A 23473-nucleotide genomic window follows, 5' to 3' on the forward strand; every position below is an offset into this window, starting at 1 on the left:
CCTGGTTCTGTACCAAAATCTTTTAAAGCAATTTCTTCTTTTGTACTTCAATCTGACGAGTTACTATAAAAAACAAATTGCCCAGAATCCTTATCTTTAACAAAAACAGCCATAAAATGATAACCCTTAGGTAAATCATCGGGTCCTGGATATTCTTCAGATTCTGAAGACTTTTCGTCCTTAGCTTCAGTTGATGAGCTCTCCTTGCTCTTATCACTTGTAGCTTTGGCTGCGCTAGAACTAGTTGATTCACTTGCAGATGTCTTGCTTTCACTTGCACTAGTTGAAGTACTTGAGCTAGTAGAGGTTTCCTTGTCTGCTTTAGCTGTTGAAGTGTCTGCCTTAGTTGTTGTGGCTTTTGCCATTTCAGCTTTCACTACATCAACAGCTTTGTTCAATTCATCAAGCTTTGTGTTAACGACGTTAATGTCGCTCCCCTTAACAGCAGCTTCAGCATCTGTGATTGCCTTATCTAATCCTGCTTGCTTCTTTTGTTCATCTGTTACCTTCAAAGCTTTTGCTGAATCTAATGCAGCTTGCAACTTAGTCTTTGCGTCGCTAAGCTTGGCATCAGAACTTGCTTGCGTAGTAGCTGCTTCACTTGTTTCAGCAGCATGAACTTGACTACTTACCCCTGTGCTCATGAATGCAACCGTTGCTAGCAATACAGAAGCGGCCCCAATGCTTAACTTCCGAATACTGAAACGTTGGCATTCTTTTACACTTTGTTCAATATGTTTATGTGCCATAATTTATTCTCCTCCAAGAATAACAATTTCAATCTACCTAGTAGACAAGGCCTATTTTACCCCCCCGAAAATATTTCAAGTATATATATAAATTATTTTAAAATTATATACGCACATGCCCGCAATATATTTTCACAATATATATTAAAGATTATTTATATATCAGCAATTCTAATTGATTTCAATTTGTGATAATAATTATTTTTTGAATGAATGCGTTTTTTTGCAGCTATTAATATATTGTTATTTTTATTATATTTTTTTAAATAAAAACCCTGAAATTCATATCTGAATTTCAGGGTTCATATTATTTTTACTAATTACGTTATTTCATCTTTTCACTAATTAAGCTTACTAATCTTTTAGCAATTTCTTTTTTGGTCATTTCTGGCCAACTAACTGGTTCAAGGCCCTTTTGTAAGATATATACTTGATTTTTATCACTTCCAAAAACACCAGTACTTACATCATTAGCTACAATCATATCAACATGTTTACGCTCTAGCTTTGTTTGCGCATTAACTAATAAATTCTCTGTTTCAGCCGCAAAACCTACAACAATTTGTCGGTCTTTCTTCTTCCCCATTGTTTTTAAAATATCTGGAGTTTGCGTCAGCTCAAGTATTAAGTTTGTTTGACCTGGTTTTTTCTTAATTTTTTGATTGAAATTATTTTTAATCTTATAGTCAGCTGGAGCGGCTGCCATTACCAAACAATCACACGCATCAAATAGCTGCTCTACTTGATTCAGCATATCTTCAGTTGAACTTACTTGGTGGATTTTTATTAATTCATTATTGGGAACAGCTATATCAATATTTCCAACAACCAAGTCAACTTGTGCACCTGCTTTGGCAAATTCGTCTGCAATTGCAATGCCCATCTTACCACTAGAACGATTTCCCAAGTAGCGGACTGGATCAACAGCTTCTCTTGTTCCCCCTGCTGTGACGATTACTCGTTTACCTTGCAAGGTGTTTGGGGTAGACAAGCTATCACAAACAAACTTGGTAATTTCATCTGGTTCTGGCATTCTTCCTCTGCCCTGATAGCCTTCAGCGAGCATCCCCACCTTAGGCTCTAAAATTACCACACCATCAGCTTTAAGTTGCGTTAGATTACGCTTTACCGCCGGATTAGCCAACATATGACTATTCATAGCTGGGACCACAATTTTAGGACAGTTACTTGCTAAAATAGTCGTACTAGCTGCGTCATCAGCTAGCCCCCAAGCCATCTTAGCCAAAAAATCAGCTGTCGCAGGCACAACGAGTGCTAATTCACTCCAATCAGCCAATTCAATATGAGGTATTTTGGCTTCATTCTCTTTTCCCCACAAATCATCAAGCACTTCTTCTTTAGTTAAGGCTGCTAATGTTTGGCTACTTACAAATTTTTCTGCATTTTTTGTCATTACCACTCGAACTTGATGTCCAAGCTTTTGTAAATTTCTTACGACTGATACTGCTTTATATGTTGCAATACCACCTGTTAAGTAAACTGCTATTCTAGCCATTTATTCTTCCAATTTATCTTTAAATTCCAATTATCACTATCAACAATCAATGAATCAATATAGCCCTTTAATTTAGGTCTTACCTCGATAGAACGTCGGTATTCCTCAGAATTGATAATCTGTTCCTTACTCATTCCACCTTTACCGACAAAATAATCCCAGTGCATATCTCCTAAGAATCTAGCTATTTTTGCTTTTTCTTCATCAGCCAATTCCATATTATCCAAATACCGTAAATGGTAGCGATTGTTTTGCTCGAACAAATCCCATAGATATTGCCGATAATTATTTAAATGACCATGCTTTTCAGCTGGAGCCAAATAATCGTCCATATTAAAGCTGTATCTCTTATAACATAATTGCTTATCATTCAAGCTGATTTCTCCATAGCCTTGATCTGTTGAACTAAAGCAAGATGTAACTACTTCATAAGCTGAACAATCTGGAGCCTTTTTGATACTTTGCGCATGAATGTGGCCAGAAAAGACCGCCTGCACATTGTATTTATTAAATAGCCTTTTTACCTGACTAGCATTATCTAAAACAAAATTGTGATAAATAACTGCATTGTGCCGATATAAGTTATGGTGCATGAAAAACAACACATGTTGATGATTAGATTCTGCTTCAATGATTTGCCCTTCAATAAAGGCTAATTCTTCATCATCAATTCGACCATGCGTATGAGGATGGGTTAATGAATACTCCATCGGATAAATATTAGAATCTGCTAAAATCAATCGATAATTCGGACTCAAATTAACACTATATGCTAAAGAACTACCATCTTCCCTAGCCGCATAGCGATAACTACTATCATAAAAAATTTCCTTAAAATCCTGCGGACTAACTTGGTCTGTCCGATATTGAACATCATCTTTAAATTTACGTGCCCAACCATCATAAATATCATGATTTCCAGGCAAGACTAGCAATTTAATTCCATGCCGCCTTAAAGGCGCAAAGATTTCCGCAAAGCGCTGCATTGAAAGACGCTCACCATTAAATGTAATATCACCAGTTACGACCACGACATCTGGTTTTTCTTTTAGAACCTTTCTAGTAAAAGCAAGCAAGGCCTTTTGCTGATAATGTAAGTCTTTACCTACACTGGTATTTTGCATTTTTTGAAAAGCCCAGCCCTTATCATGAAGTTCATTAGCTATCAAATGTGTATCACTAATTACCCAGATTTTAGGATTTTCTTTTTGCGTCAGAAGATTCTTTAGCATTTCCCATCACACTTCATTCTTATCGTTTATTTGCCCAGAACTGGTAGAAATCTACTCGTAAGTTACCGTTAAACAACTTACGTTTTTTAGTAGCTTTTTGACCAAAATATTTTTCAAAATCAGGATCACTAGTTAAATAATACTGGCTAAAGTCTTTATAGCTTCCCAAGACTTGCCCCATTTCTTCATATAACTTGTGAGCTCCATCTCGATCTTTTAGTCTCTTACCATATGGAGGGTTCGAAATAATAATACCGTTTTCAAGGTCAGTCTTAAAGTCCTTGACTGCAACTTGTTTAAATTTAATATCTTGCAAAACCCCTGCATTATGAGCATTTAACTTAGCATACTCCAAAACACTTTGATCAATATCACTAGCCCAGATTGTACTTTCTAGCGGTTTAATTTGTGCTTGAGCTTGCTCTACGCCAGCTTGGTGCAACTTCTTATCAAACCAATCAAAGCCATCAAAACTAAACTCACGCTTCATTCCAGGGGCAATATTTTTGGCAAGCAAGGCTGCCTCAATTGGCAAAGTACCAGAACCACACATTGGATCAACTAAGGGGTGTGTACCATTAAATGGGGTTAATTCTAGTAATCCTGCTGCAAAAGTTTCTTTTAAAGGCGCTCCACCATGTTCAACACGGTAGCCCCTCTTAAATAAACTTGCCCCTGTTGTATCAAGCGACAAGCGGGCAACATCTTTATAAATATGAATATCAAGCGGGAAGGCATTTCCTGTTTCTGGTAAAAAGCCACGACGATGATACTGCTTCACCATCTTGTCAACGATAGCCTTTTTTACAATTGATTGAACATCAGGTTCTGAATGTAACTTACTTCTTACAGCCCGGCCTTGAACAGGAAAAGCTGCATCAACTGGCAAAAGAAGCGCCCAATCATAGTCATAAACTTCATCATAAAGCTGCTCAAAACTAACTGCTTTAAATTCTTTAAGTAAAATTTTTACACGGTCTGCACTTCTCAACCAAAGGTTAGTTTTAACAATATCCTCTTGTCCACCTTCAAAAAAGACCCGACCATTTTCATTGCGTGTCTGATAACCTAATTTTTGTAATTCTTTACTTACAGTGCTTTCAAAACCAGCACCCATTGTTGCATAGAGAGTATATTTTTCTGTCATAGTATCTTTCTAATTCTTAATTTTTCCAATAAAAAAAGTTGAGTCCCTAAAGACTCAACTAGCTTTGCAAACTTCTATAAGCCACGTTCTGTTCCAGTAATAGTTAGCCACACTATTACTTTCAGCAACCATCTATCTTCATGTCGCCATGATCTCGCCTTTAGTTCAATTTCTTAGACGAAGACGCCCCTACCAAATTTGGGTTGCCCGCTCGCAGGGTTTACCTCGTTCCACCAAGCTAGTTTCCCAGCTTGCTACGTCACTGTGGCACTTTCAAGGATATTCACACATAGCCAAAAGGCCTTAGCGTTTTTTCCGCCATAATAATATCTAACATATTATCCTCCAGCTTATTGGGCTGAATACGATCACTACAAGCATCGCAGCTTGTGCGGGCGTGGACTTTCCTCAGCTAACCAAAGTTAACCGCGATTGCTCAAAATTTGCATCGAATTTTATTATACCAAAAGCTTATTGATTTTGCATACCAAATACGCGTTGTTCTAAATTATATACTTTACGTTCTAATGTAGAAACACGTTGAATAAGCTCCATGTTGGTACTAATTTCATTAGTTGGGACTTGATTTTGGACTGGACTAGCCTTAAAGCCTGAAGGGGTATAAGTTTTAACATCATCAGCTGGAGCAGGTGCTACAGTTTGAGTTGCTACTTCAGCTCCCTCTTTAGCTGTCCGTTGACTTTCAAGCAATTCTCTTTGAAGCTTGCCAATCTTACCATACAAATCTTCAATAATACTATTGTAAGTTTCATAATCAGAAATAATTTGATCTAAGAATTTATCAACTTCTTCTTGATCGTAACCTTTCATCTTATGAGCAAACTGCTTTTTAAGAATATCTTGCGATGAAAGTTTAATATCTTTTAAATCTGCCATTTTCTGACAACTCCTTTATCTTGTTTTATTTTAGCAAAAAAAACAAAAATAGAAAAATTTATCCTGACTTGCTTAGCGTATTTTTAATATTTAGTTTTTTTAATTGAAATAATCAGGTCTATGGGCTTCGGCATATTCATTAGCTGCATCTTCTAATGAATAAAAATCAATTAAATCCAAGTCGTAATCTCGCTTTTGTTGGTATTTCTGAATTAATTCAAAATCATACTTCGACTTACCAGGATGCTCTGGATCATAAATCATGATGGCACTATCTGTATGTTGAACCATAAAATTTTGATAATTTCGCAATTGAACAGGACTTTGATAAGGAGAATTGGAGGTTGATCCAAAAAAATCGACCTGCTCTTTTAATGATAGAAAATGATTTTGATTATCTTCATTCCAGCGATTGGAAAATTCTTGATATGGAACCATCATTGAGACATTAACTGGATAATCTTTCTGCAATTCAATCGTTGCTTCCAAGGCCCATTGTTCAACACCAAGTTGTGCACCTGAAATAACCCAATCAAGTTCACCATTTTCAAGCAAAGACCGTAGATGATTTTTTAAACAATATTTAATAACTTTGATTTTGGGATCTTTTTGATTGAATACTCCAAGCTCATAACTTCGATAACCAGTTATCCAAACACGTTTCATATCAACTCACCTTTCTAAAAATAATATATCTCACTTTGATAATTTTGGGCTATTGAAAAGCGTTTATTTTATAGATAAATAGTTATTTAACTATATTAAATCCCACTTTATGCGTATCTTTTTACTATTTTTGCTATAATCATATTCAGGGAGTGAAGAAAAGTTGGTAAAATATCCTTCCGGCTCTTCTGCTCGACTTAATGGTCAGGACTTCCACCGACCGAAGCAGACAAAGAGAGCCAAAAAAGAAATCAGTTTCTCTGATCGAGGGATGACTTTAGAAGAACAAATCAATGAATCCAATAAATATTATCTTGAAAAGAATCTTTGTGTAGTTCATAAAAAGCCTACCCCTATCCAAATTGTTAAAGTAGATTATCCTAAACGCTCTAAAGCAGTAATCCGCGAAGCTTATTTTAGACAAGCTTCCACTACTGATTATAATGGAGTTTACAAGGGTTACTATTTAGATTTTGAAGCAAAAGAGACGAAAAATCATCGCTCTTTTCCTTTAAAGAATTTTCATGACCACCAAATAATTCATCTTTCACGTTGTCTTAAACAAAATGGTATTTGTTTTACAATTATCCGTTTTTCAAGTTTGGGACGGTATTTTATTGTTCCAGCTAGTTTTGTAATCAACGCATATAAAGATCCCGACAAAAGTAGTATCACTTTACAAGAGATAGAAACTGTTTCATACGAAATCCAATCAGGCTTTCGCCCTACTCTCCCTTATTTGGAAGCCGTAGATAAATTTATTGCAGATAGGAGCAAAAGCTAAATGGCAGAGAATAATCATCGTTCAGCAAACAATACTGCACCTAAGAATTCTCGAATGGCTAACTTACATCATGATAATAGCAAACCTAAGAGACGCCTCTGGCTACAAATTCTTAAGTGGTTTTCAATTGTTGTTTTGCTGATACTCGTTTCTGGCGTCGGTTTATTTGCCTATTACGCCAAAGACGCTCCATCAATTAGTCAAGATCAACTACAAAGCGGTGGTTCAAGTAGTTTCTATACTAGTGATGGTAAATTTCTTCTTTCATTAGGTTCAGAAAAAAGAACCTATGTTAAGAATTCTGATATTCCTCAAACTTTGAAAGATGCAGTAGTATCTGTAGAAGATAAAAGATTTTATCAAGAAAATTTAGGAATTGATCCAATCAGAATCTTGGGTTCAATCGTTTCCAACGCAAAATCAAGTGGTATCGCAGCTGGTGGTTCAAGTATTACTCAGCAATTAGTTAAGTTAACTGTTTTCTCCACTGCTGCTTCACAAAGAACTTTGAAACGAAAAGCACAAGAAGCTTGGCTAGCAATCAAGGTTGAACACGATTATACCAAGAATCAGATTTTGGAATACTACATTAATAAGGTATACATGAACTATGGTGTATATGGCATGGGAACAGCTGCTGATTATTACTATGGCAAGTCTTTAAAAGACCTCGACCTAGCACAAACAGCCTTAATTGCTGGTATGCCTAATGCCCCTGTTGCTTACGATCCTTATACCTATCCAAAAGCTGCTAAATATCGTCGTGATATTGTTTTAAATGCAATGTATGCTAATGGCAAAATCACCAAAGCACAACTAAAAGCTGCTAAGGCTGAATCAATTACCCAAGGCCTTAAAACGCAACAAACTAGTTCAGAATCATCGATTAGAAAAATTGATGATCCATATATTAAGGAAGCAATTACTGAAGTTAAATCCAAGGGCTACGATCCTTATAATGACAATTTGAAGATTACCTTAAATATTGATCAAGATGCTCAAAATAAACTTTATGAACTAGCTAATGGTTCAACAATTCCATTTTCATCAAGTAAAATGCAAGTAGGTGCAACCATTATTAATCCAAGCAATGGTCATGTAGTAGCCATAATTGGTGGACGCAATTTACCATCAGTTCAACTAGGGCTAGACCGGGCTGTTCAAACTGGTCGATCAACTGGTTCTTCAATTAAACCCGTTTTAGACTATGCTCCAGCAATTGAATACCTTAACTGGTCTACCGCCCACTACCTTGAAGATACTAAGTATGTATATCCTGGAACTAACATTCAACTTTATGACTGGGATAACAAATATATGGGTAAAATGACAATGCGGTATGCCCTAGAACAATCAAGAAATGTTCCAGCTGTTAAGACTTTAGCTAAGGTTGGTATGAAGAAAGCTTCATTATTTGCAAGAAAGATGAACATTTCTGTTGGGTCAAATCAAGGTCTTTCAGTAGCGATTGGGGCAAACGCATCATCACTACAAATGGCTGGTGCATATGCAGCCTTTGCTAATGAAGGAGTATATTACAAGCCACAATTTGTCTCTCAAATTGAAACAGCTGATGGCGTAGTTCATTCATACTCATCAACTGGAACTCGCGTTATGAAGAAGTCAACAGCCTACATGATTACTGATATGCTTAAAGGTGTATTAACTGAAGGCTCTGGGACAAATGCTAGAACTGGACTTTATGAAGCTGGTAAGACTGGTACTGTTAAGTACTCCGATGATGAACTGGTAAAATATCCTTCATATGCAAGCACCCCTAAAGATGCCTGGTTTGTTGGTTACACTAAGAAATACTCAATTGGGGTTTGGACTGGTTACGACAATTTGAGTGATGGTACTATTACCGGACAAGGACAATATGCTTCACAATATCTCTATAAGTATATGATGAAATACTTAATGAGTGATAAAGAAAACAGCAATTGGACTAAACCAAGTAATGTTGTTCGAAAGCGGATTGTTAAAGGTTCTGACCCACTTGAAGTTACTTCTTCAAAAAGTAATTCAACCTCTGAGTTATTCTTACGTGGTCATACTCCAGATGGCTCAAACGATGATTCAGATGAAAGTTCTTCGTCAACTTCATCATCTAGTTCTTCAAAAGATAATGAAGTAGTTACAAATAGAAGCAGTAGTAGTTCATCATCCAGTTCTTCATCTAGTCAAGGACGTGAAGATGGCTCAACTTCTAATTCAAGTAGTAGTCAAGCAAGTAGTGGTGGTAACCCTAATAATAATCAAGGTACAACTACTAATAATCAAACGAATAATAACAATACTGCTGGCCAAGGACAAAATAACGGTGGCAATAATTAAATATTGATATTATTCATACATAGTAAAATACACTAAGGATTAATTCCGATATTGAATCGGAGTTAATCCTTTTTGTTTTGTCTTGTCTTCATTCTTTCAACGTTATAGTTATAATAGATATTAATTTTATCCTGTTTTGATAATTTAGACATAAAAAAACCCGAAGTTCGTGTCAGAAATTCGAGGTTTATACTATTATTTATTTTGTAAATCTTTTTTTCGATAATAAATTTGTGCGCTGTCAACTAATTGGCGCATTTGAATAATTCGCACAAAACCTTTATAAATTTGGATTTTAACGATTGCTTCTGGATAATGTTCTTCAAAATAAGTGCCAAATTCATTGAAGTCATCATATTTATCAAGCTCATCTACATTTTTAAAAGTTATCCATTCACTCTCGCCTTTTTCGTTCTTAACAGGAGCAGTTTCTTCTAACAATGGACGATCAATCGTAGAATCTGCCAAATGCAAAGCAGTGCAACTTTCAAAATCTGTACCCAGCATGATTACTTTGGCATCTAGCTTGTACAAATCACCGAGCGGACTATCCCAATCAAATGGCATGTCGTATTTGCGATTGCGACAAATATGGTCTGCATCCCTGCCCCAAGCACACATCGAATATAAAGGATGATTAGTTCTCTTAACACCATCACTAGTTCTAAAGTACTCCGGTGTTTTGCCAATATAATGAATTGGCGTTTCCTTCTTATCAAATGGTAGCATATTTTCCTTAATTATCATTTGTGCTTGTTCTGTAGCTGGTGGTTCTCCCCATTCAGCAGGATCACTTAAATCTGCAGTTTGGGCAGCCATCACAATATTTCCTTCAGAAAATATATCCTTCAGTGCCTCAACAATTATTCGTTCACCACCTGGAATATATCCAAAAGCACTTAAAGATGTATGCACAATGCAGCTATCAGTTTTTGCTACGTGTGGTATAAGCAAATTTTTTATATCCTGCATACTGGTAACAGTATCAATAATTTTTTCAGTCATATCTTACCTTTTACTATTTCAAATAATTATAAGGATTAGGATCTTTCGCCCGTGCTGGCATTGTATATCTACCAAAGAAAATCATTGCATGATGAGTTTTTATCCATTGCTCTTTAGGCAAAATTTCTTCTAACCTTTTTTCAATTTCATGTGGCTTAGCATTTTCAGGGACGATCTTGAATTTTTTAGATATCCTTGCAACATGTGTATCCACTGCAATTGCAGGTACACCATACGCCTCTGCTAAAACAACATTAGCTGTTTTCTCTCCTACTCCTGGTAGAGTCATTAACAACTTCTTGTCCTTAGGGACTTCCCCATCAAAATTCTCAACCAAGATTTGCGCCATTTCTTTTAAATGCTTTGCTTTTGAACGAAAGAGGCCAATTTTGCTAATATCAGCTTCTAAGTCTTTAATATCCGCCTGGGCCATATCTGCAGGTGTGGGATAATCACTAAATAGTTTTGGAGTTACACGATTTACCATTTTGTCAGTTGTTTGCGCACTAATAGCCACCGCACAAACTAAATGGAAAACATTATCCCAATTTAATTCGCCCTTAGCATCTGGATACATTGCTAAAATTCGATTTAAAACTTTCAAAGCTTCTTCGTCATTTAATAGTTGTTCATCGTGACTAACTTGTTTATTTTTTGCAGTAGTCATCATCTATCTCCCAAATATGTAGTTACATCACTAGGGGTTTTTAATCCCATCTTTTGCCAATTTAATAATATTCGATCAACATATTTAAAATTATATACTTGACTTAAAATAGCTTCTCTAAGAGCTAATTTAATGACTTCCGGATCATAATGGTCAACAGTTAACCAAGCCGAGATTTCTTCACGTTCAATTGGACTCAACAATCTTCCAAATTCAATTTCAAATTGACGAGCCAATTCATTAACTGGATTAGTAGAAGTGTTAATTTCTTGTTTATTTATATTGGCTTTAGTTTCAACATAGTGATCTTGTAAATACTGGTCTAATTTTATATAAAGTGGTTCTAGGCTATATTCATTATTAATCAGACCTTGCTTGTCTCGATTTTGAACTAGTTCAAGATAACCATTTTCAAGCAAATTTTGCAAAATAGTCGAAACTGTTCCGGCAGTCATATTTGTACGAGCCGCAATTTCATTCTCATTAGGTAAATAATTTTTGGCTTGAGCAAAGCCCTCTAGCTGAACAATAACTAAAAAGGCACTATCTGATAAACCTAATTTTGAATATGATGCTAGCAAGGCATTAGTCAAAGTTGTAAAGCCAAAGGATCGATAATTAAAAAATGACTTCATTACATCCTACTTTCATAACTAGCTAAAAAAAGTTGAACTAAATAGTTCAACTTTTTTAGTGATAATATTAAGGTTCCATTCTGTTAATCATTCTTGGGAATGGAATTGCTTCACGTAAGTGATCCAAGTGACAAATCCAAGTAATTGCTCTTTCGAATCCTAAACCAAATCCTGAGTGTGGAACACTACCATATCTACGTAAGTCAAGGTACCATTCATAATTATCAAGGTTTAAACCTGCTTCTTCAATTTGAGCCTTGAGGACGTCAAAGTTTTCTTCACGTTCACTACCACCCACGATTTCACCATAACCTTCAGGAGCAAGCATATCAGCACATAAGTATTCCTTAGGATTTTCTGGGTCCTTCTTCATGTAGAATGGCTTAATTGAAGTTGGATAATTCATAATAAAGACTGGACGATCAAATTGTTCTGAAATGTAAGCTTCATCAGGTGCACCAAAGTCATCGCCCCACTTAAAGTCACGACCAGCATCTTGTAACATCTTTACTGCATCATCGTACTTAAGACGAGTGTAGTTACCTTCAGCTGCTGGACGAAGTTTTTCAACATCACGTCCCAAAATATTAAGTTCATATTCGCAATTTTCGATTACACGCTTAACAAGGTATGAAATGTATCTTTCTTGAACATCTAAGGATTCATCTTGGTGTGTCCAAGCCATTTCAGGTTCAATCATCCAGAATTCAGTCAAGTGACGACGAGTCTTAGACTTTTCAGCTCTAAATGTCGGACCAAAAGTAAATACTTTACCAAATGCTTCAGCACCTACTTCAGCATATAATTGTCCAGACTGTGAAAGATAAGCATCATTATCAAAGTATTCGATATGGAATAATTCAGTTGTTCCTTCTGGAGCTGAATTCATCAAAATAGGTGCATCAAACTTGATAAAGCCTTCTTTTTTGAAGAAGTCGTAGGTAGCGTTAATCATTTCGTTACGGATTTGCATAATAGCAAAAGGACGACGGCTTCTTAACCATAAATGACGGTGGTCAAGTAAGAAATCAATACCATGTTCCTTGTTACCAATTGGGTAATCTTCAGTATTTGATACTAATTCAAGGTCACTAATCTTGATTTCATAACCAAAGTGTGAACGTTCATCTTCATTAATCACACCAGTAATATAAAAACTTGCTTCCTGACGCAATGACTTAGCTAAATCAAATTTTTCTTCACTAACGTCCTTTTTTAAAAGAACACCTTGGAAAAAGGCTGTACCATCACGTAATTGCAAGAACATAATCTTACCGCTTGAACGTTTATCAGTAAGCCAAACATGCATCTTGACTTCCTTGCCAACATATTCAGGCGCTTGTTTAATTGAAATTAAATCTGTCATAAAATTAACCCCACCTTAGAATTGTACTAAATAAATCATACCAAAGCTTTAATGATTTATCTATATTATTAACAATATTATACGTTATCTATAAATGATAATTCTTTTCCTGTTCTAAATGAATAAATTGCATATCCATATTTACCATTATACTTGCGGTATGCAATTTCCCAAACAGCTTCATTATTATACCATCCCAAATTAAGACCATTAGCCTTGGTATCAGAATGCTGCTTACTAAATTTTTTAGTTACTTGACTTGCACTATAGCCTTTTTTAGCTAAGAGATAGTGGCCCTTTTTTTGTTTAGTTAGGTAAATATAATAAGCAGTCTTGCCTTTAGCAGTTTGTCCTTTAACAGCATAAGAATTAACACCCCGATTTAAATGATAATAAGCTGTTACCTTTTTTATTGCAGTATATTTTACTGCCCGGTTGGCAGCCTGAACTTTTCCTGCTGCTTGGCCATGTGCTGCTAATCCCAAAACAGTATAAAAAGCAATTATCAAAACTACTACTGCAGCTACTGCCGCAAAAACATATTTCCAAATTCTATTTCCCAGATACATTATCCTTATCGTATCCTTTTCTGATATTTTCTTCTAGTTCATCTAAATTTACTTGCACCAGTTGAACTGGCAAACTCTTTAAAAATTCCGGTCCATAATTACTGGTCCAGATTCTTTGATCAAGCAAGGCAAAAATGCCGCTATCTTTGGGACTTCTAATAAGCCGCCCCATCCCTTGTTTAAGTCGTAAAATAGCCCTTGGTAAACTATCTTCATTAAAAACATCTATTCCCTGTCTAGCCAAGTTAGTCTGTCTTAATTTCACTTCAATTTGATCTGGAGATTCAAATGGCAACTTAGTAGCAATTACTAAGTTGACTTTTGTCTGACCGAAATCAACACCTTCCCAAAAACTATTAGCTCCTAAAATAATGGCCCTTTTAGCTACATTAAATCGCTTGACAATCTTTTCGTTAGAACCAGTCACACCTTGAGCTAATAGCTCAAAATCTTTAAATTCTGGTCGTGTAACAATTGCTGAATACACATCAGAGATTGCTTCGAGATTAGTAAATAAGACTAATACTTTATCTTGCTTCCTAATAGAATTAAGTAAAAGCGGTGCCACAAAATCGCCATATGATTCATCTGATGGATATGATGGAGCAGCTGGATCAGTTAAAGATAAGGCTAATACTTGCTTTTCTAACTTAAAATTATAGTTACTATAAACTTCAGCACAATCTACTTTAGTTAAACTTAGATTTTTCTTACTAAATGAAAAGTCACCATTATTGGACAAGGTTGCTGAAATAAAGACTATTTTTTTGAAACCAGAATAAATTTTTTCAAGTTCAAACTTGGAATCTAGTAGCATCCAGTTTAAGTTAGTAGCTAGCGAATCTGCTGGATTAGTTACATCAAGTACCAATCCACAATTACTAAACTGCTCATGATCATTGAGCAAATCACTTAATAAATAAGCTTGTTCAGAATAATAATCAAGCAAATCAACCTGCTCCGATAATTCATTTAACCTTGCTTCTTCTCTTGGTAAAAAACTGTCACTAATTTGATATAAAACTCCTAACAATCGATTAACAATTGTCCGAATTTCCTCAATTTTATTTTGCAAATTAGTCAATAACTGAAGAAACTTATCTAAATCAGTAAATGCTTCTGACTCAACTGCTACTTGTAAATGTCCATTAGGAAGGATTTTCCTAGCAATAGCATTGTCTTTTTTGTCATATAAATAAACTTGCAAATCATTTATTGCATGAACAACATCCCCAATTACTCCATCTGCTTTAGTTGCAAGATCGGTAATAACCGGACTATTTTTGTAATCTTGAGCAATATTGTCTTCACCAAATAAGATAATATTCCTTAAATGGCTAAGCATCCCCCAAAAAGATTCAAATTGTAGACTGTTGTTACGAGAATTCATCACAATGTCACTAAAGCGATGAGCTTCATCAACAATCAAATAAGGATTTTGTCCCCAAATTGAATCTTGATAATGGTTCGCTAAATAGGCTTGATTTGTTATTAAAATATCAGCTTGTTCTTGACGATAGCGGGCTAGATTCCAAAAATCATATGGTGCAAAAACTGTTCCTACACGAGCATCACCTGGATGCTGAACTTGTGCAAAATATGGTGCAGCAAAGTTCGTTGTATGCAATTCATCTAAATCACCTGTCGAAGTTTCAGTTAACCAAATCAAGATTTTCATTTTCAAAATTAAAGTTTCTTGATTGTCAGTTTTCTGTTTTAGGCTTTGTTCAAACCCATCCAAATCAAGATAATGTCTAGAAGCCTTGACCACTTGACTACTTAAATCTAATCCAGAGACTTGCAAAGCAAGGGGCAAGTCTTTTTCAATTAGTTGGTTTTGCAAAATCATAGTTGGCGTAGCAATTACTAATTTTTGCCCGCGATATAGATTATAAAAACAGCTAAAGAGATAACTAAATGATTTCCCTGTCCCACTTGGTGCTTCAACCAAAATTGCCTTACGCTCGTTATTAAAGAATGCATGCAACTTATTAATTAAATTAACTTGAGCTGGCCGAAATTCTATTTTTCCCTTAAATAAACGCTTTTTTTCTTCATCAGTTTTAGGAAAAATCGCTTTTTTTGCTGTTTCAGAATGTAGTAAATGTTCTTGCTTTTTTAACACTAATGAGTGAATTTGTAAGTATTTTTTAGAAAGTGGCCTTTTTTCTTGCCTTGTAAATTCACTGATTTCTTTAAAAATAAACTGTGTATCGCGCAATAATCCCTTACTTAAACTAGTTAGAGTATTTAAGGTTGATTGTGGTAAGCTTTCTAACTTATCAAGAATTTTCAATAATAAACTAGCTGTTGCATAGGCATCAGAATCAGCTTGATGTGGATTGGTATGTTTTAAATTAAGAGAATGGGTTAAATCACTCAAACGATATGATGGCAAAGTTGGAAAGGCAATTTTGGATAATTCAACCGTGTCAATTGCCCGATTACGTAACTTGGGAAAACCATTAGCTGCTAATTCCGCATTTAAAAATGGTAAGTCAAAGTTGATATTATGCGCTACAAAAACTGTGTCTTGCAAAATATCTTCAATCTGAGTCGCAAAATTTTTAAACACTGGCTGATTAACAACATCAGCTGGTTTAATACCAGTTAGATTTTGGACTGCTTGTGGAATATCAGCTTTAGGGTTAATCAAGAAAGAATAAGTCTTAATTATTTGTCGGTTTTTGATAATCGCACAGCCAAATTGAATAATACGATCTTGGCCACGTCTTGTTCCTGTCGTTTCTAAATCAACAACAGCAAAAACCTGATCAGAAAGTGCCTGACTCACCCTGATCGACTCCTTTCATTAAATTTGATCAAAAATCTACTTATTTATATTACCATTTATCGCTTTTAATTCACCATTAAATCTAATCAACTTCTACAATCTCTTGTGCATCTAGCAAAATTAAATATTTACTTTTGACTTTTTCTTTTCCTAGTTGGTTAAGCGCCCGTTCATATAGTCTTAATTGCCCAGTATATTTATCTTTTATTTTGGCTATTGATTGAGCAAGCTGGTTTTTATTTACATAATCTGTTTTATAGTCAAATAATATAATTCCATCATCATCAAGATAATAACCGTCAATTGTCCCATGAACTAAAATTTTAGCGTTAGGATCCGAAAACGGCTTAAAAACATCCGCTGCTGGTAACAAACTTGAAAATGATACTTCACGTTTTAACTTAGTTGGATCATTCCAAAACTTCTTTGCAAAATTGCTATTTACGAACCAAGAAATTTCAGTAATTGGCAGATGTGGGACTATTTTAGGATTTAATTTCCCTGATTGAACAAGTTTTTCAATTTCTGCTTCCACGCTAGTCTTTCCTTGATAATCGAAAAATTGCAAGATTAAGTGCATGGCCGTTCCGATTTCTGCCCCAGTAAATCCATCTTCAAATAAAAAGCCCGGTCTAGTATCAATATCTTGCAAATAGCGGTTAGCAGACTTGATAAATCGTGAATTTGCTAATTCATCATCAATTGGATCATTAAAAGCTTTTTTCAATTCACTAACTGATTGGTATGCTGTGGTGGTGGTGGCATCTTGAAATGGATATGTAGCTTCAAAAAGTTTTTTTACATTTTTAACGATGAATTCACTTACTTTACCCTCTTCATTAACATCTTGTTTTTCAACAAGTTCGACAGCTTCCGCATCCCCTGTCACTACCAAAAAATCTTGTTTGCTTTCCACTTCTGGTCGCAAATCAGTAACCTGGTTAATAAATTGTCTGTTTAAAGCAAGCTGTGGTAAAAGTAAATCTGCTGGCTTTTGTGCTGCCAATTCACTGGTTAATGTTAATGAACCATCATTAGCTAAACTAGCCCCCATATTTTCTGTATCTTTAGAGAATTCTTTAAAATTGGTCACTAAAATTAGTTTCTGTCTTGCTCTAGTCACTGCAACATACATAATTCTAGCTTCTTCTTCAAGTAACTGCTTTTGTTTAGTTACATTGCCCATAGCTTTAACTAAAGAATCAATTCGCCAATCGGACCGGACAACGGTAATTCCGCAACTATCACCACTAATTATATAATTACCTGACAAGTCACTTTTTTGGAATTGATGTTCTAATCCCAAATAAAAAACAATTGGAAATTCTAGCCCTTTAGAAGCATGAATTGTCATTAATTGAACACTATTTTCTGCTTCTTTACTAAGCAAAGGTTGTGCTAAATCTTTTTGATTTTTGCGCATTCGATTAATAAAGTTAATAAACTGATAAAGTCCTTTGAAGCCAGCACTTTCATAAGAATTTGCTCTTTCATAAAGGTTTTCTAAGTTAATTCGCCTTTGCTTACCATTAGGTAAACTAGTTACTATTTCTAACAAACTTGTTCGAGCATAAATACTCCAAATAGTTTCACTAATTCGATGATTAAGGGCAAAATCACGCAAGTCAGCAAGTTGATTCAAGAAGTCCTTGATTCTTTTACTCAATTCATCATTTTCAGAAACATAATTAATCAAAGCAGAATAAAAACTCGTATTAGGGGATTTTATTCGAATTTTAGCAAGGTCTGTCTCTTTAAAGTTAAAAATAGGCGATCGAAGAACCGCAGCTAATGGAATATCTTGATCGGGATTATCTACAATTTTTAAGTAGTTCATAATGATAGTCAATTCAAAAGTTTGGAAATAATTGGCTACATCTGAAACAAACAAAGGAATATTATTTTGCGCAAATTGTTTTAGCAAATCTAAATTTTGGCTACGACTTCGAGTTAAGATTGCGATATCAGAAAACTCAATTGGCCGCTTTAAGCCAGTTTTGACATCAAACACCTCAAAACCTTCATCTATTAACTGCTTAATTCGGTTAATTACAAGTTGAATTTGATTACTTTCTTCACTACCTTCACTTTTATCATAAAAAAGCAATTCACTTGCAGTAGGCAAATCATCAGGATAATAACTTGCTCCAAATTTCAGTTGTCCCTCACTTTGATAATCTATTCCACCAAAATCTGGTGTCAATAGCGGATTGAAAAGCTTGTTGACTAGCTTAGTAACGGGCTTGGTCGAACGGAAATTATCCGCCAAAACAATTCGCTCAGCTGCTTCTTCTTTAGCAAAAGCTCGATACTTATTAAGAAATAAGCTTGGATCTGCTTGTCGAAATCCATAAATTGACTGCTTAACATCCCCGACCATAAATAAGTTATTATGCTCACATTTCATTAATTGAATAATGCGCTCTTGCAATTTATTAATATCTTGATACTCATCAACTAAAATTTCTGTAAATTTATTTTGATAAAATTGTCTAGCTAAATGACCAGCTGTTGTATCACTAGTCAAAATTTGATAAGCCAGCTGCTCCATATCACTATAATCAAGCAAGTTTTGCTTTCGCTTCAATGAATTAAAGCTAGCAATTAATTCTTTTTCAGCCAAACAAACTGCTTTAATAATTGAACTAGATTGTTTCATTACAGCAGTTTGTTCTTCATTATCCGCAACAAAAAAGGCTGCAAATAATGATTTAATCTGATCTTTTAGTTCAGCTCTGGTTTGGCTTAAACTTGCATATCGATCAAGTAGGTCTTCATCCCACTTAGAACTTTTTCGAGGATTTTCAGTAAATTGACAATTCTGTAAACTAGCCCTAATTTGATCAAAAGTATCACTTTCTAAACTAGCCTCAACTCGAGTCAATCTTTTACTAAAACCAGAAAAATCTTTTATGATTTTTTCTAATTCAGTTGCTTCATTGAATGGATCAGACAAAATCTTATCCACTTTATTTGACATTTCCAGCAAAATTTTAGACAAGTATGGCTTTATGGCCTTCACAAAAAAGGGGGCCTCACTTAAATCATCAGCAAATTCATAATCCTTAGCAAGTCCATCAAGCCATAAATCATAATCTGGGCGTGCCATTGCATAATTATACAAATCAAGCAGCAATTCTCTGGCCCCATTTGCATCCCGATCTCCAGCAAAATTATCATAAAAAACTCGATATGGATTATCTGGACTAGCAAAGGCCTTTTTTTCAAGCTCACGTAAAGCCTTTTCTTTTAATAAGGCGGCTTGAGTTTCATCAGTTAAAACTGAAAAACTAGGATCAAGGCCAATTACATAATAAAAGCGATGTACTACATCTAAACAAAAAGAGTCAATTGTTGAAATATTGGCAACTTCTGCTCGCAAAAGTTCCCGCTTTAGCTTACGACTATTATTTTTAGCAATTTCATCGTTTAAAACTCGCTTGATTCGCTCCTTCATTTCATTTGCGGCCGCTTTTGTAAAAGTAATAACTAATAAATTATCTAAACTAGTACCATTTTTTATTAGCTTGATTACTCTTTCAGCCAGAACCATTGTTTTACCTGAACCAGCTGATGCTGAAACCAGAATATCCTTTCCTCGTGTATTAATGGCGGCTTCTTGCTCTTTTGTATAATTAACCATTATCTTCTTCCTTTTCTAGTATTTCCTTAATGTATTGCATAAAACTCGCCTTATCTAAACTACTAATTTTGCGATAATTGTTTTCGGCAAGTTTTGCATCAAAAAAGAAAATATCTTGATAATTAGAATATTTTAGCCCATTTTCTTGTCCATATTGATATGGATTAAGAGCCAGATCACCTGTTAAAATCGCCTTACCAGCTTTTTTAATCAAATATTCGTTATAACGTAAAACTAACTTTAATTCATCTTCCGTAAAATGGCGATCCCTTGGTAAAGTTAGCCCGCCACGTGCCTTTGAGCGTACTGACTTATATAGTTTGGAACTAACTTTAGGCTCTTTTAGTTCAGGGTCAGCTGTCAAAATGTAATCTTCATTATTTACAAGTAATCCTGAATAAACTAATCGTTGCTTTGCCTGTGCTAACGCCTTTTTAGGTAATAAATTGGCATCAAGTTGATCTGGCTTATTCAATCTTTCAACTTGCTTGGTAATTGTTTGGTAAAAGGCCCCCAATAAGTCAAGTGAATCATTTCCGAAAAAGCTAGCATTTTTTGCTAAAACATCAAGATAGGAAACCATTTGTAAACTAATTCCACTTGCAAACAGCGCCAAATCAAAGTTTTTACTTGAAGACTTATAATCAATTACTTGGCCTAATAGCTCATTTTTGTATGGAGCTAAATCAACCCGGTCAATTTTTCCTCGTAAGTCTATTTCTCTTGTCTGATCTAACTTAAATTTTAATCCAGCCAACTTATTTCCACTACCAAAAGCTAATTCAGAATATGCTGGTCTAAATGGTGTTTGCGCCATGCGCTTTTTCCAATTAAAGGCTACTGTATTAACTGTCTTATCCAAACTAGTAAATAAATATTGATTAAATGGATCGGATAATAATTGTTCATAACTACCCTCTTGGTGAATTTGATTTCTAACTTCAGTTAAGGCTGCTAGAACTTGCTCATCAGACAAAGCAGCTAAATCATATTGATGAGCTTGCGCATATTTAACTAAATAATCAAAGGTTTGGTGGAAATAATTTCCTGCTTGAATTACATCAAGTTCATTTTCTGCTCTTGGCTTTAATCGCAAACCATAATTAAAGAAATATTCCAAGGAGTTTTGGTAGTAGGTTTCAAGTTGAGACACAGATGAGGTTAATTTCAATCCATATAATTCTTTTGCTAGCTTCTGCCCCAAATTAACAGGTTGATTATTGAAATTACGACCTTGAATTAGCTGCGTGTATTTTTGTGGAGCATAATTCTTAGCTAAATCTAAAAGTGTATTTTGATAAGATGGTAACAAACTAGTTAAGTACCCTAAACTAGCACTAGCATTAGTTGTAAAACTTAAAATATCGCTAGCATCTTCTTTAGGTAAATCTGCTTGTTCTAACTCTCTAGCTCCTAATTTTTGCAATTTTGTGTAATAAGTTGATGGCTCTATTGATTCATTAGCTGTGTTTAAAAATGGATATGAAATATATACCCAATTGCTTGCTAGTGTTAGGCAGGCTCCAAATTGATAATCTTGATCTAAATTAGCTAATTCTTGGCGATCTTCTAATGCATTATCACCATCAGCACTGCTAATCTGCGCTAAATTTTCACTTGTTAAAAAGCCAGGGGTATTGCTAATTTGAGGTAAATTATTGCTACTTGCACCAATAATAAAAACATTTTTATAATTTTTTGCTTGAACCATTCCCATTTCAGATAAAGAAACTGCATCAAGACTAGCAGGAATTTGTGCAAAGTTAGCTTCTTTAAACCCTGAAATCAAAATTCTTAAAAAGTCACTAGCTGAAAACTGATCCTCAGGCTTATTTATTAACAAAAAGTCATTTAACAAGTTAAGCAATAAATCCCATATCTGCTTTGGTTCTTGACTTGCCTGCAAATCATTCTTATCAACAGCCTGTTTACGCCATGATTCTAAGCGCTTAGTTAGCCCAATCTTTACTAAGAAGTCAAAAAAGAACTTAACTCCTGCCTTAACTTCTTCTGCCTTCTTAAATTGTTCTATAAAATTATTTAGCTCTTTAAATACTACTTGACGAAGTTTTTCCAATCGCTCTACTTCATTATTTCTTTTATCAAGAGCAATAATTGGTCGTTTTATCTTTACAAAACTAGTTAATGGTCGATTCCACAAATAATAATTAATTCCATGTGCTAATGCAAAATTTTCTAACTCATCAACATCACGCAAAAAAGCCGCTTCATCTTGATAAAAAGATGGAATAAATAATCTTGTCTTGAGTAAAGAAAATAAACTTGCCGATTCAAAACCTGTTTCAAGGAAAGTTTGCAAACTTTCAATAAAGATAACTAAGGGATGATATTTCATTTCTTTTTGTAAATCATTGAAAAATGGAATACCATTTTGACGCAAAATTGGGGTTAAATAAGTTTCATATTCGTGTAAATTAGGTGCTAAAACTAAAAAGTCCTGATACCTAAACTTATTCAAACTTACTTGCTGATATATTGTTCGAGCCACAAAATATGCTTCATCATAACGAGAATCAGCCTTAATTAGTTGGACATTGGGCTTATTTTGTTCATCATAGTCTAAATCACCTGTCCAATAATGATCTAGTCGCTGCTTGGCAGTTAAATCTTTCACTGGACTTGCATACTGCTCATAAGTAAAACTTAATCGTCTTTGTAATTTCTTGATAGTTTTTTGAACAACATAGTCATAATCCCCTGCTTCAGGACTGGCTTTAATGGTTCCATCTTCAGTAGCAAAAGCCAGAACAACTTGTTTAGCCTTTTGGGCAAAAAGTTCAATAGCTACTTGCTCCGTGCCATTAAACTGTGAAAAATCCACAAAATAAAAACTACAATCCTTTAGTCGATTACTGCCAGCAAGGAAAATATTCATTTCCGTCAAGAAATCTTGTTTGGTAATAAAACGATCAACAATTGCTTCATCAAAAGCCGTTTTGATAATTGCTAAATCATGTAATTTATTTTTAGTTTCTTCATCAGTGACATGGCTTTGTGCATCAAGCAAGTCAAAGTCACTACTACTTACTTCATTAATCGACTGGTAAATCTGCTTAATAAGCCCCGAATTTTGAGAAAATTGGTTAAATAAAACTAATTCATTCTTTTTTTCTGTTACTATTTTTTCCAAAAGCATGCTACTAGCAGCTTCATCAATAACAGGTTTTAACACTTCCGGACGATCTTGCAAAAAGAACCAAGCCAAACGAGAAAAAGACAGAATGTGTAAATTCTTAACAGAAGCTTCAGATTTACGACGTAAACCTGCTAATTTAGTTATTGCTTCAATTTCTGTGGTAAACTTAATATGATTAGGAACGATAATAAAAGTTTCCAATTCTGGATTTTGCTCGTAATTGTTTACAGCTTCAGCCAGAATTTTTTCATGTAGTGGGTCACTTTGACGCCCAGTTAAAATTTTTAACATTGTTCAAACTCCTTATGG

General features: G+C 34.8%; 16 protein-coding genes and 1 other RNA gene. 2 read left to right on the forward strand and 15 right to left on the reverse strand.

Annotated features, from left to right (window positions below):
• Positions 1-47 precede the first annotated feature (47 nt).
• The 7 genes from ACNDLV_RS06700 to ACNDLV_RS06730 form a co-directional block, all read right to left on the reverse strand.
• Positions 48-749 carry a YSIRK-type signal peptide-containing protein gene (locus ACNDLV_RS06700; RefSeq protein ID WP_006587324.1) on the reverse strand — a complete coding sequence of 234 codons (702 nt, stop codon included), beginning with the start codon at positions 747-749 and terminating at the stop codon, positions 48-50.
• A gap of 325 nt (positions 750-1074) precedes the next feature.
• On the reverse strand, positions 1075-2265 hold the full coding sequence (gene coaBC / locus ACNDLV_RS06705; RefSeq protein ID WP_006587325.1) for a bifunctional phosphopantothenoylcysteine decarboxylase/phosphopantothenate--cysteine ligase CoaBC: 1191 nt from the start codon (positions 2263-2265) through the stop codon (positions 1075-1077).
• The gene (locus tag ACNDLV_RS06710; protein WP_006586756.1) at positions 2253-3497 is read right to left on the reverse strand and encodes a metallophosphoesterase; all 1245 of its coding nucleotides are present in this window, start codon (positions 3495-3497) and stop codon (positions 2253-2255) included. The genes coaBC and ACNDLV_RS06710 overlap by 13 nt, the downstream gene beginning before the upstream one ends.
• Before the next feature lie 19 nt (positions 3498-3516).
• Positions 3517-4644, reverse strand: a complete 1128-nt coding sequence (locus ACNDLV_RS06715) for a THUMP domain-containing class I SAM-dependent RNA methyltransferase (protein ID WP_006586757.1) — start codon at positions 4642-4644, stop codon at positions 3517-3519.
• 72 nt (positions 4645-4716) lie between these two features.
• An RNA gene (rnpB, locus tag ACNDLV_RS06720) (RNase P RNA component class B) lies at positions 4717-5088 on the reverse strand.
• A gap of 27 nt (positions 5089-5115) precedes the next feature.
• On the reverse strand, positions 5116-5541 hold the full coding sequence (locus tag ACNDLV_RS06725) for a cell division regulator GpsB (RefSeq protein WP_006586758.1): 426 nt from the start codon (positions 5539-5541) through the stop codon (positions 5116-5118).
• Between the two features lie 99 nt (positions 5542-5640).
• On the reverse strand, positions 5641-6207 hold the full coding sequence (locus ACNDLV_RS06730; RefSeq protein WP_006586759.1) for an SLOG family protein: 567 nt from the start codon (positions 6205-6207) through the stop codon (positions 5641-5643).
• 163 nt (positions 6208-6370) lie between these two features.
• Here ACNDLV_RS06730 and recU point away from each other — a divergent pair, with 163 nt between their 5' ends.
• Positions 6371-6991, forward strand: coding sequence for a Holliday junction resolvase RecU (gene recU / locus ACNDLV_RS06735; RefSeq protein WP_006586760.1), 621 nt, complete (start codon positions 6371-6373; stop codon positions 6989-6991).
• Positions 6992-9328, forward strand: a complete 2337-nt coding sequence (locus ACNDLV_RS06740) for a transglycosylase domain-containing protein (RefSeq protein ID WP_006586761.1) — start codon at positions 6992-6994, stop codon at positions 9326-9328. It abuts the gene before it with no gap.
• 195 nt (positions 9329-9523) lie between these two features.
• On the opposite strand, the gene ACNDLV_RS06745 is transcribed toward ACNDLV_RS06740, so the two are convergent.
• From ACNDLV_RS06745 to ACNDLV_RS06780, 8 genes are all read right to left on the reverse strand, one after another.
• Positions 9524-10333: an AAC(3) family N-acetyltransferase gene (locus tag ACNDLV_RS06745; RefSeq protein ID WP_006586762.1), complete on the reverse strand. Its 810-nt coding sequence runs from the start codon at positions 10331-10333 to the stop codon at positions 9524-9526.
• A 13-nt stretch (positions 10334-10346) separates the two neighbouring features.
• On the reverse strand, positions 10347-11000 hold the full coding sequence (gene nth / locus ACNDLV_RS06750; protein WP_006587326.1) for an endonuclease III: 654 nt from the start codon (positions 10998-11000) through the stop codon (positions 10347-10349).
• A complete protein-coding gene (locus tag ACNDLV_RS06755) occupies positions 11000-11635 on the reverse strand; it encodes a DnaD domain protein (protein WP_006586764.1) in 636 nt (211 codons plus the stop codon). The genes nth and ACNDLV_RS06755 overlap by 1 nt, the downstream gene beginning before the upstream one ends.
• Positions 11636-11702: 67 nt before the next feature.
• Positions 11703-13001, reverse strand: coding sequence for an asparagine--tRNA ligase (gene asnS, locus ACNDLV_RS06760; protein ID WP_006586765.1), 1299 nt, complete (start codon positions 12999-13001; stop codon positions 11703-11705).
• Between the two features lie 77 nt (positions 13002-13078).
• On the reverse strand, positions 13079-13570 hold the full coding sequence (locus tag ACNDLV_RS06765; protein ID WP_006587327.1) for a hypothetical protein: 492 nt from the start codon (positions 13568-13570) through the stop codon (positions 13079-13081).
• Positions 13554-16364, reverse strand: a complete 2811-nt coding sequence (locus tag ACNDLV_RS06770) for a helicase C-terminal domain-containing protein (RefSeq protein WP_006586767.1) — start codon at positions 16362-16364, stop codon at positions 13554-13556. The genes ACNDLV_RS06765 and ACNDLV_RS06770 overlap by 17 nt, the downstream gene beginning before the upstream one ends.
• A gap of 82 nt (positions 16365-16446) precedes the next feature.
• Positions 16447-20007 carry a helicase-exonuclease AddAB subunit AddA gene (gene addA / locus ACNDLV_RS06775; protein ID WP_006586768.1) on the reverse strand — a complete coding sequence of 1187 codons (3561 nt, stop codon included), beginning with the start codon at positions 20005-20007 and terminating at the stop codon, positions 16447-16449.
• On the reverse strand, positions 20000-23455 hold the full coding sequence (locus ACNDLV_RS06780) for a PD-(D/E)XK nuclease family protein (protein ID WP_006586769.1): 3456 nt from the start codon (positions 23453-23455) through the stop codon (positions 20000-20002). The genes addA and ACNDLV_RS06780 overlap by 8 nt, the downstream gene beginning before the upstream one ends.
• Between the last annotated feature and the right edge of the window lie 18 nt (positions 23456-23473).

The sequence above is a fragment of the Lactobacillus fornicalis genome (assembly GCF_055362665.1).

What these genes read in the sequence shown, in the direction of transcription:
- ACNDLV_RS06755 (WP_006586764.1), bottom strand. Translation starts at nt 11,635, where the DNA reads ATGAAGTCATTTTTTAATTATCGATCCTTTGGCTTTACAACTTTGACT.
- asnS (WP_006586765.1), bottom strand. Translation starts at nt 13,001, where the DNA reads ATGACAGATTTAATTTCAATTAAACAAGCGCCTGAATATGTTGGCAAG.
- ACNDLV_RS06740 (WP_006586761.1), top strand. Translation starts at nt 6,992, where the DNA reads ATGGCAGAGAATAATCATCGTTCAGCAAACAATACTGCACCTAAGAAT.
- ACNDLV_RS06710 (WP_006586756.1), bottom strand. Translation starts at nt 3,497, where the DNA reads ATGCTAAAGAATCTTCTGACGCAAAAAGAAAATCCTAAAATCTGGGTA.
- ACNDLV_RS06725 (WP_006586758.1), bottom strand. Translation starts at nt 5,541, where the DNA reads ATGGCAGATTTAAAAGATATTAAACTTTCATCGCAAGATATTCTTAAA.
- ACNDLV_RS06700 (WP_006587324.1), bottom strand. Translation starts at nt 749, where the DNA reads ATGGCACATAAACATATTGAACAAAGTGTAAAAGAATGCCAACGTTTC.
- ACNDLV_RS06730 (WP_006586759.1), bottom strand. Translation starts at nt 6,207, where the DNA reads ATGAAACGTGTTTGGATAACTGGTTATCGAAGTTATGAGCTTGGAGTA.
- ACNDLV_RS06745 (WP_006586762.1), bottom strand. Translation starts at nt 10,333, where the DNA reads ATGACTGAAAAAATTATTGATACTGTTACCAGTATGCAGGATATAAAA.
- ACNDLV_RS06715 (WP_006586757.1), bottom strand. Translation starts at nt 4,644, where the DNA reads ATGACAGAAAAATATACTCTCTATGCAACAATGGGTGCTGGTTTTGAA.
- nth (WP_006587326.1), bottom strand. Translation starts at nt 11,000, where the DNA reads ATGACTACTGCAAAAAATAAACAAGTTAGTCACGATGAACAACTATTA.
- addA (WP_006586768.1), bottom strand. Translation starts at nt 20,007, where the DNA reads ATGGTTAATTATACAAAAGAGCAAGAAGCCGCCATTAATACACGAGGA.
- ACNDLV_RS06780 (WP_006586769.1), bottom strand. Translation starts at nt 23,455, where the DNA reads ATGTTAAAAATTTTAACTGGGCGTCAAAGTGACCCACTACATGAAAAA.
- ACNDLV_RS06765 (WP_006587327.1), bottom strand. Translation starts at nt 13,570, where the DNA reads ATGTATCTGGGAAATAGAATTTGGAAATATGTTTTTGCGGCAGTAGCT.
- coaBC (WP_006587325.1), bottom strand. Translation starts at nt 2,265, where the DNA reads ATGGCTAGAATAGCAGTTTACTTAACAGGTGGTATTGCAACATATAAA.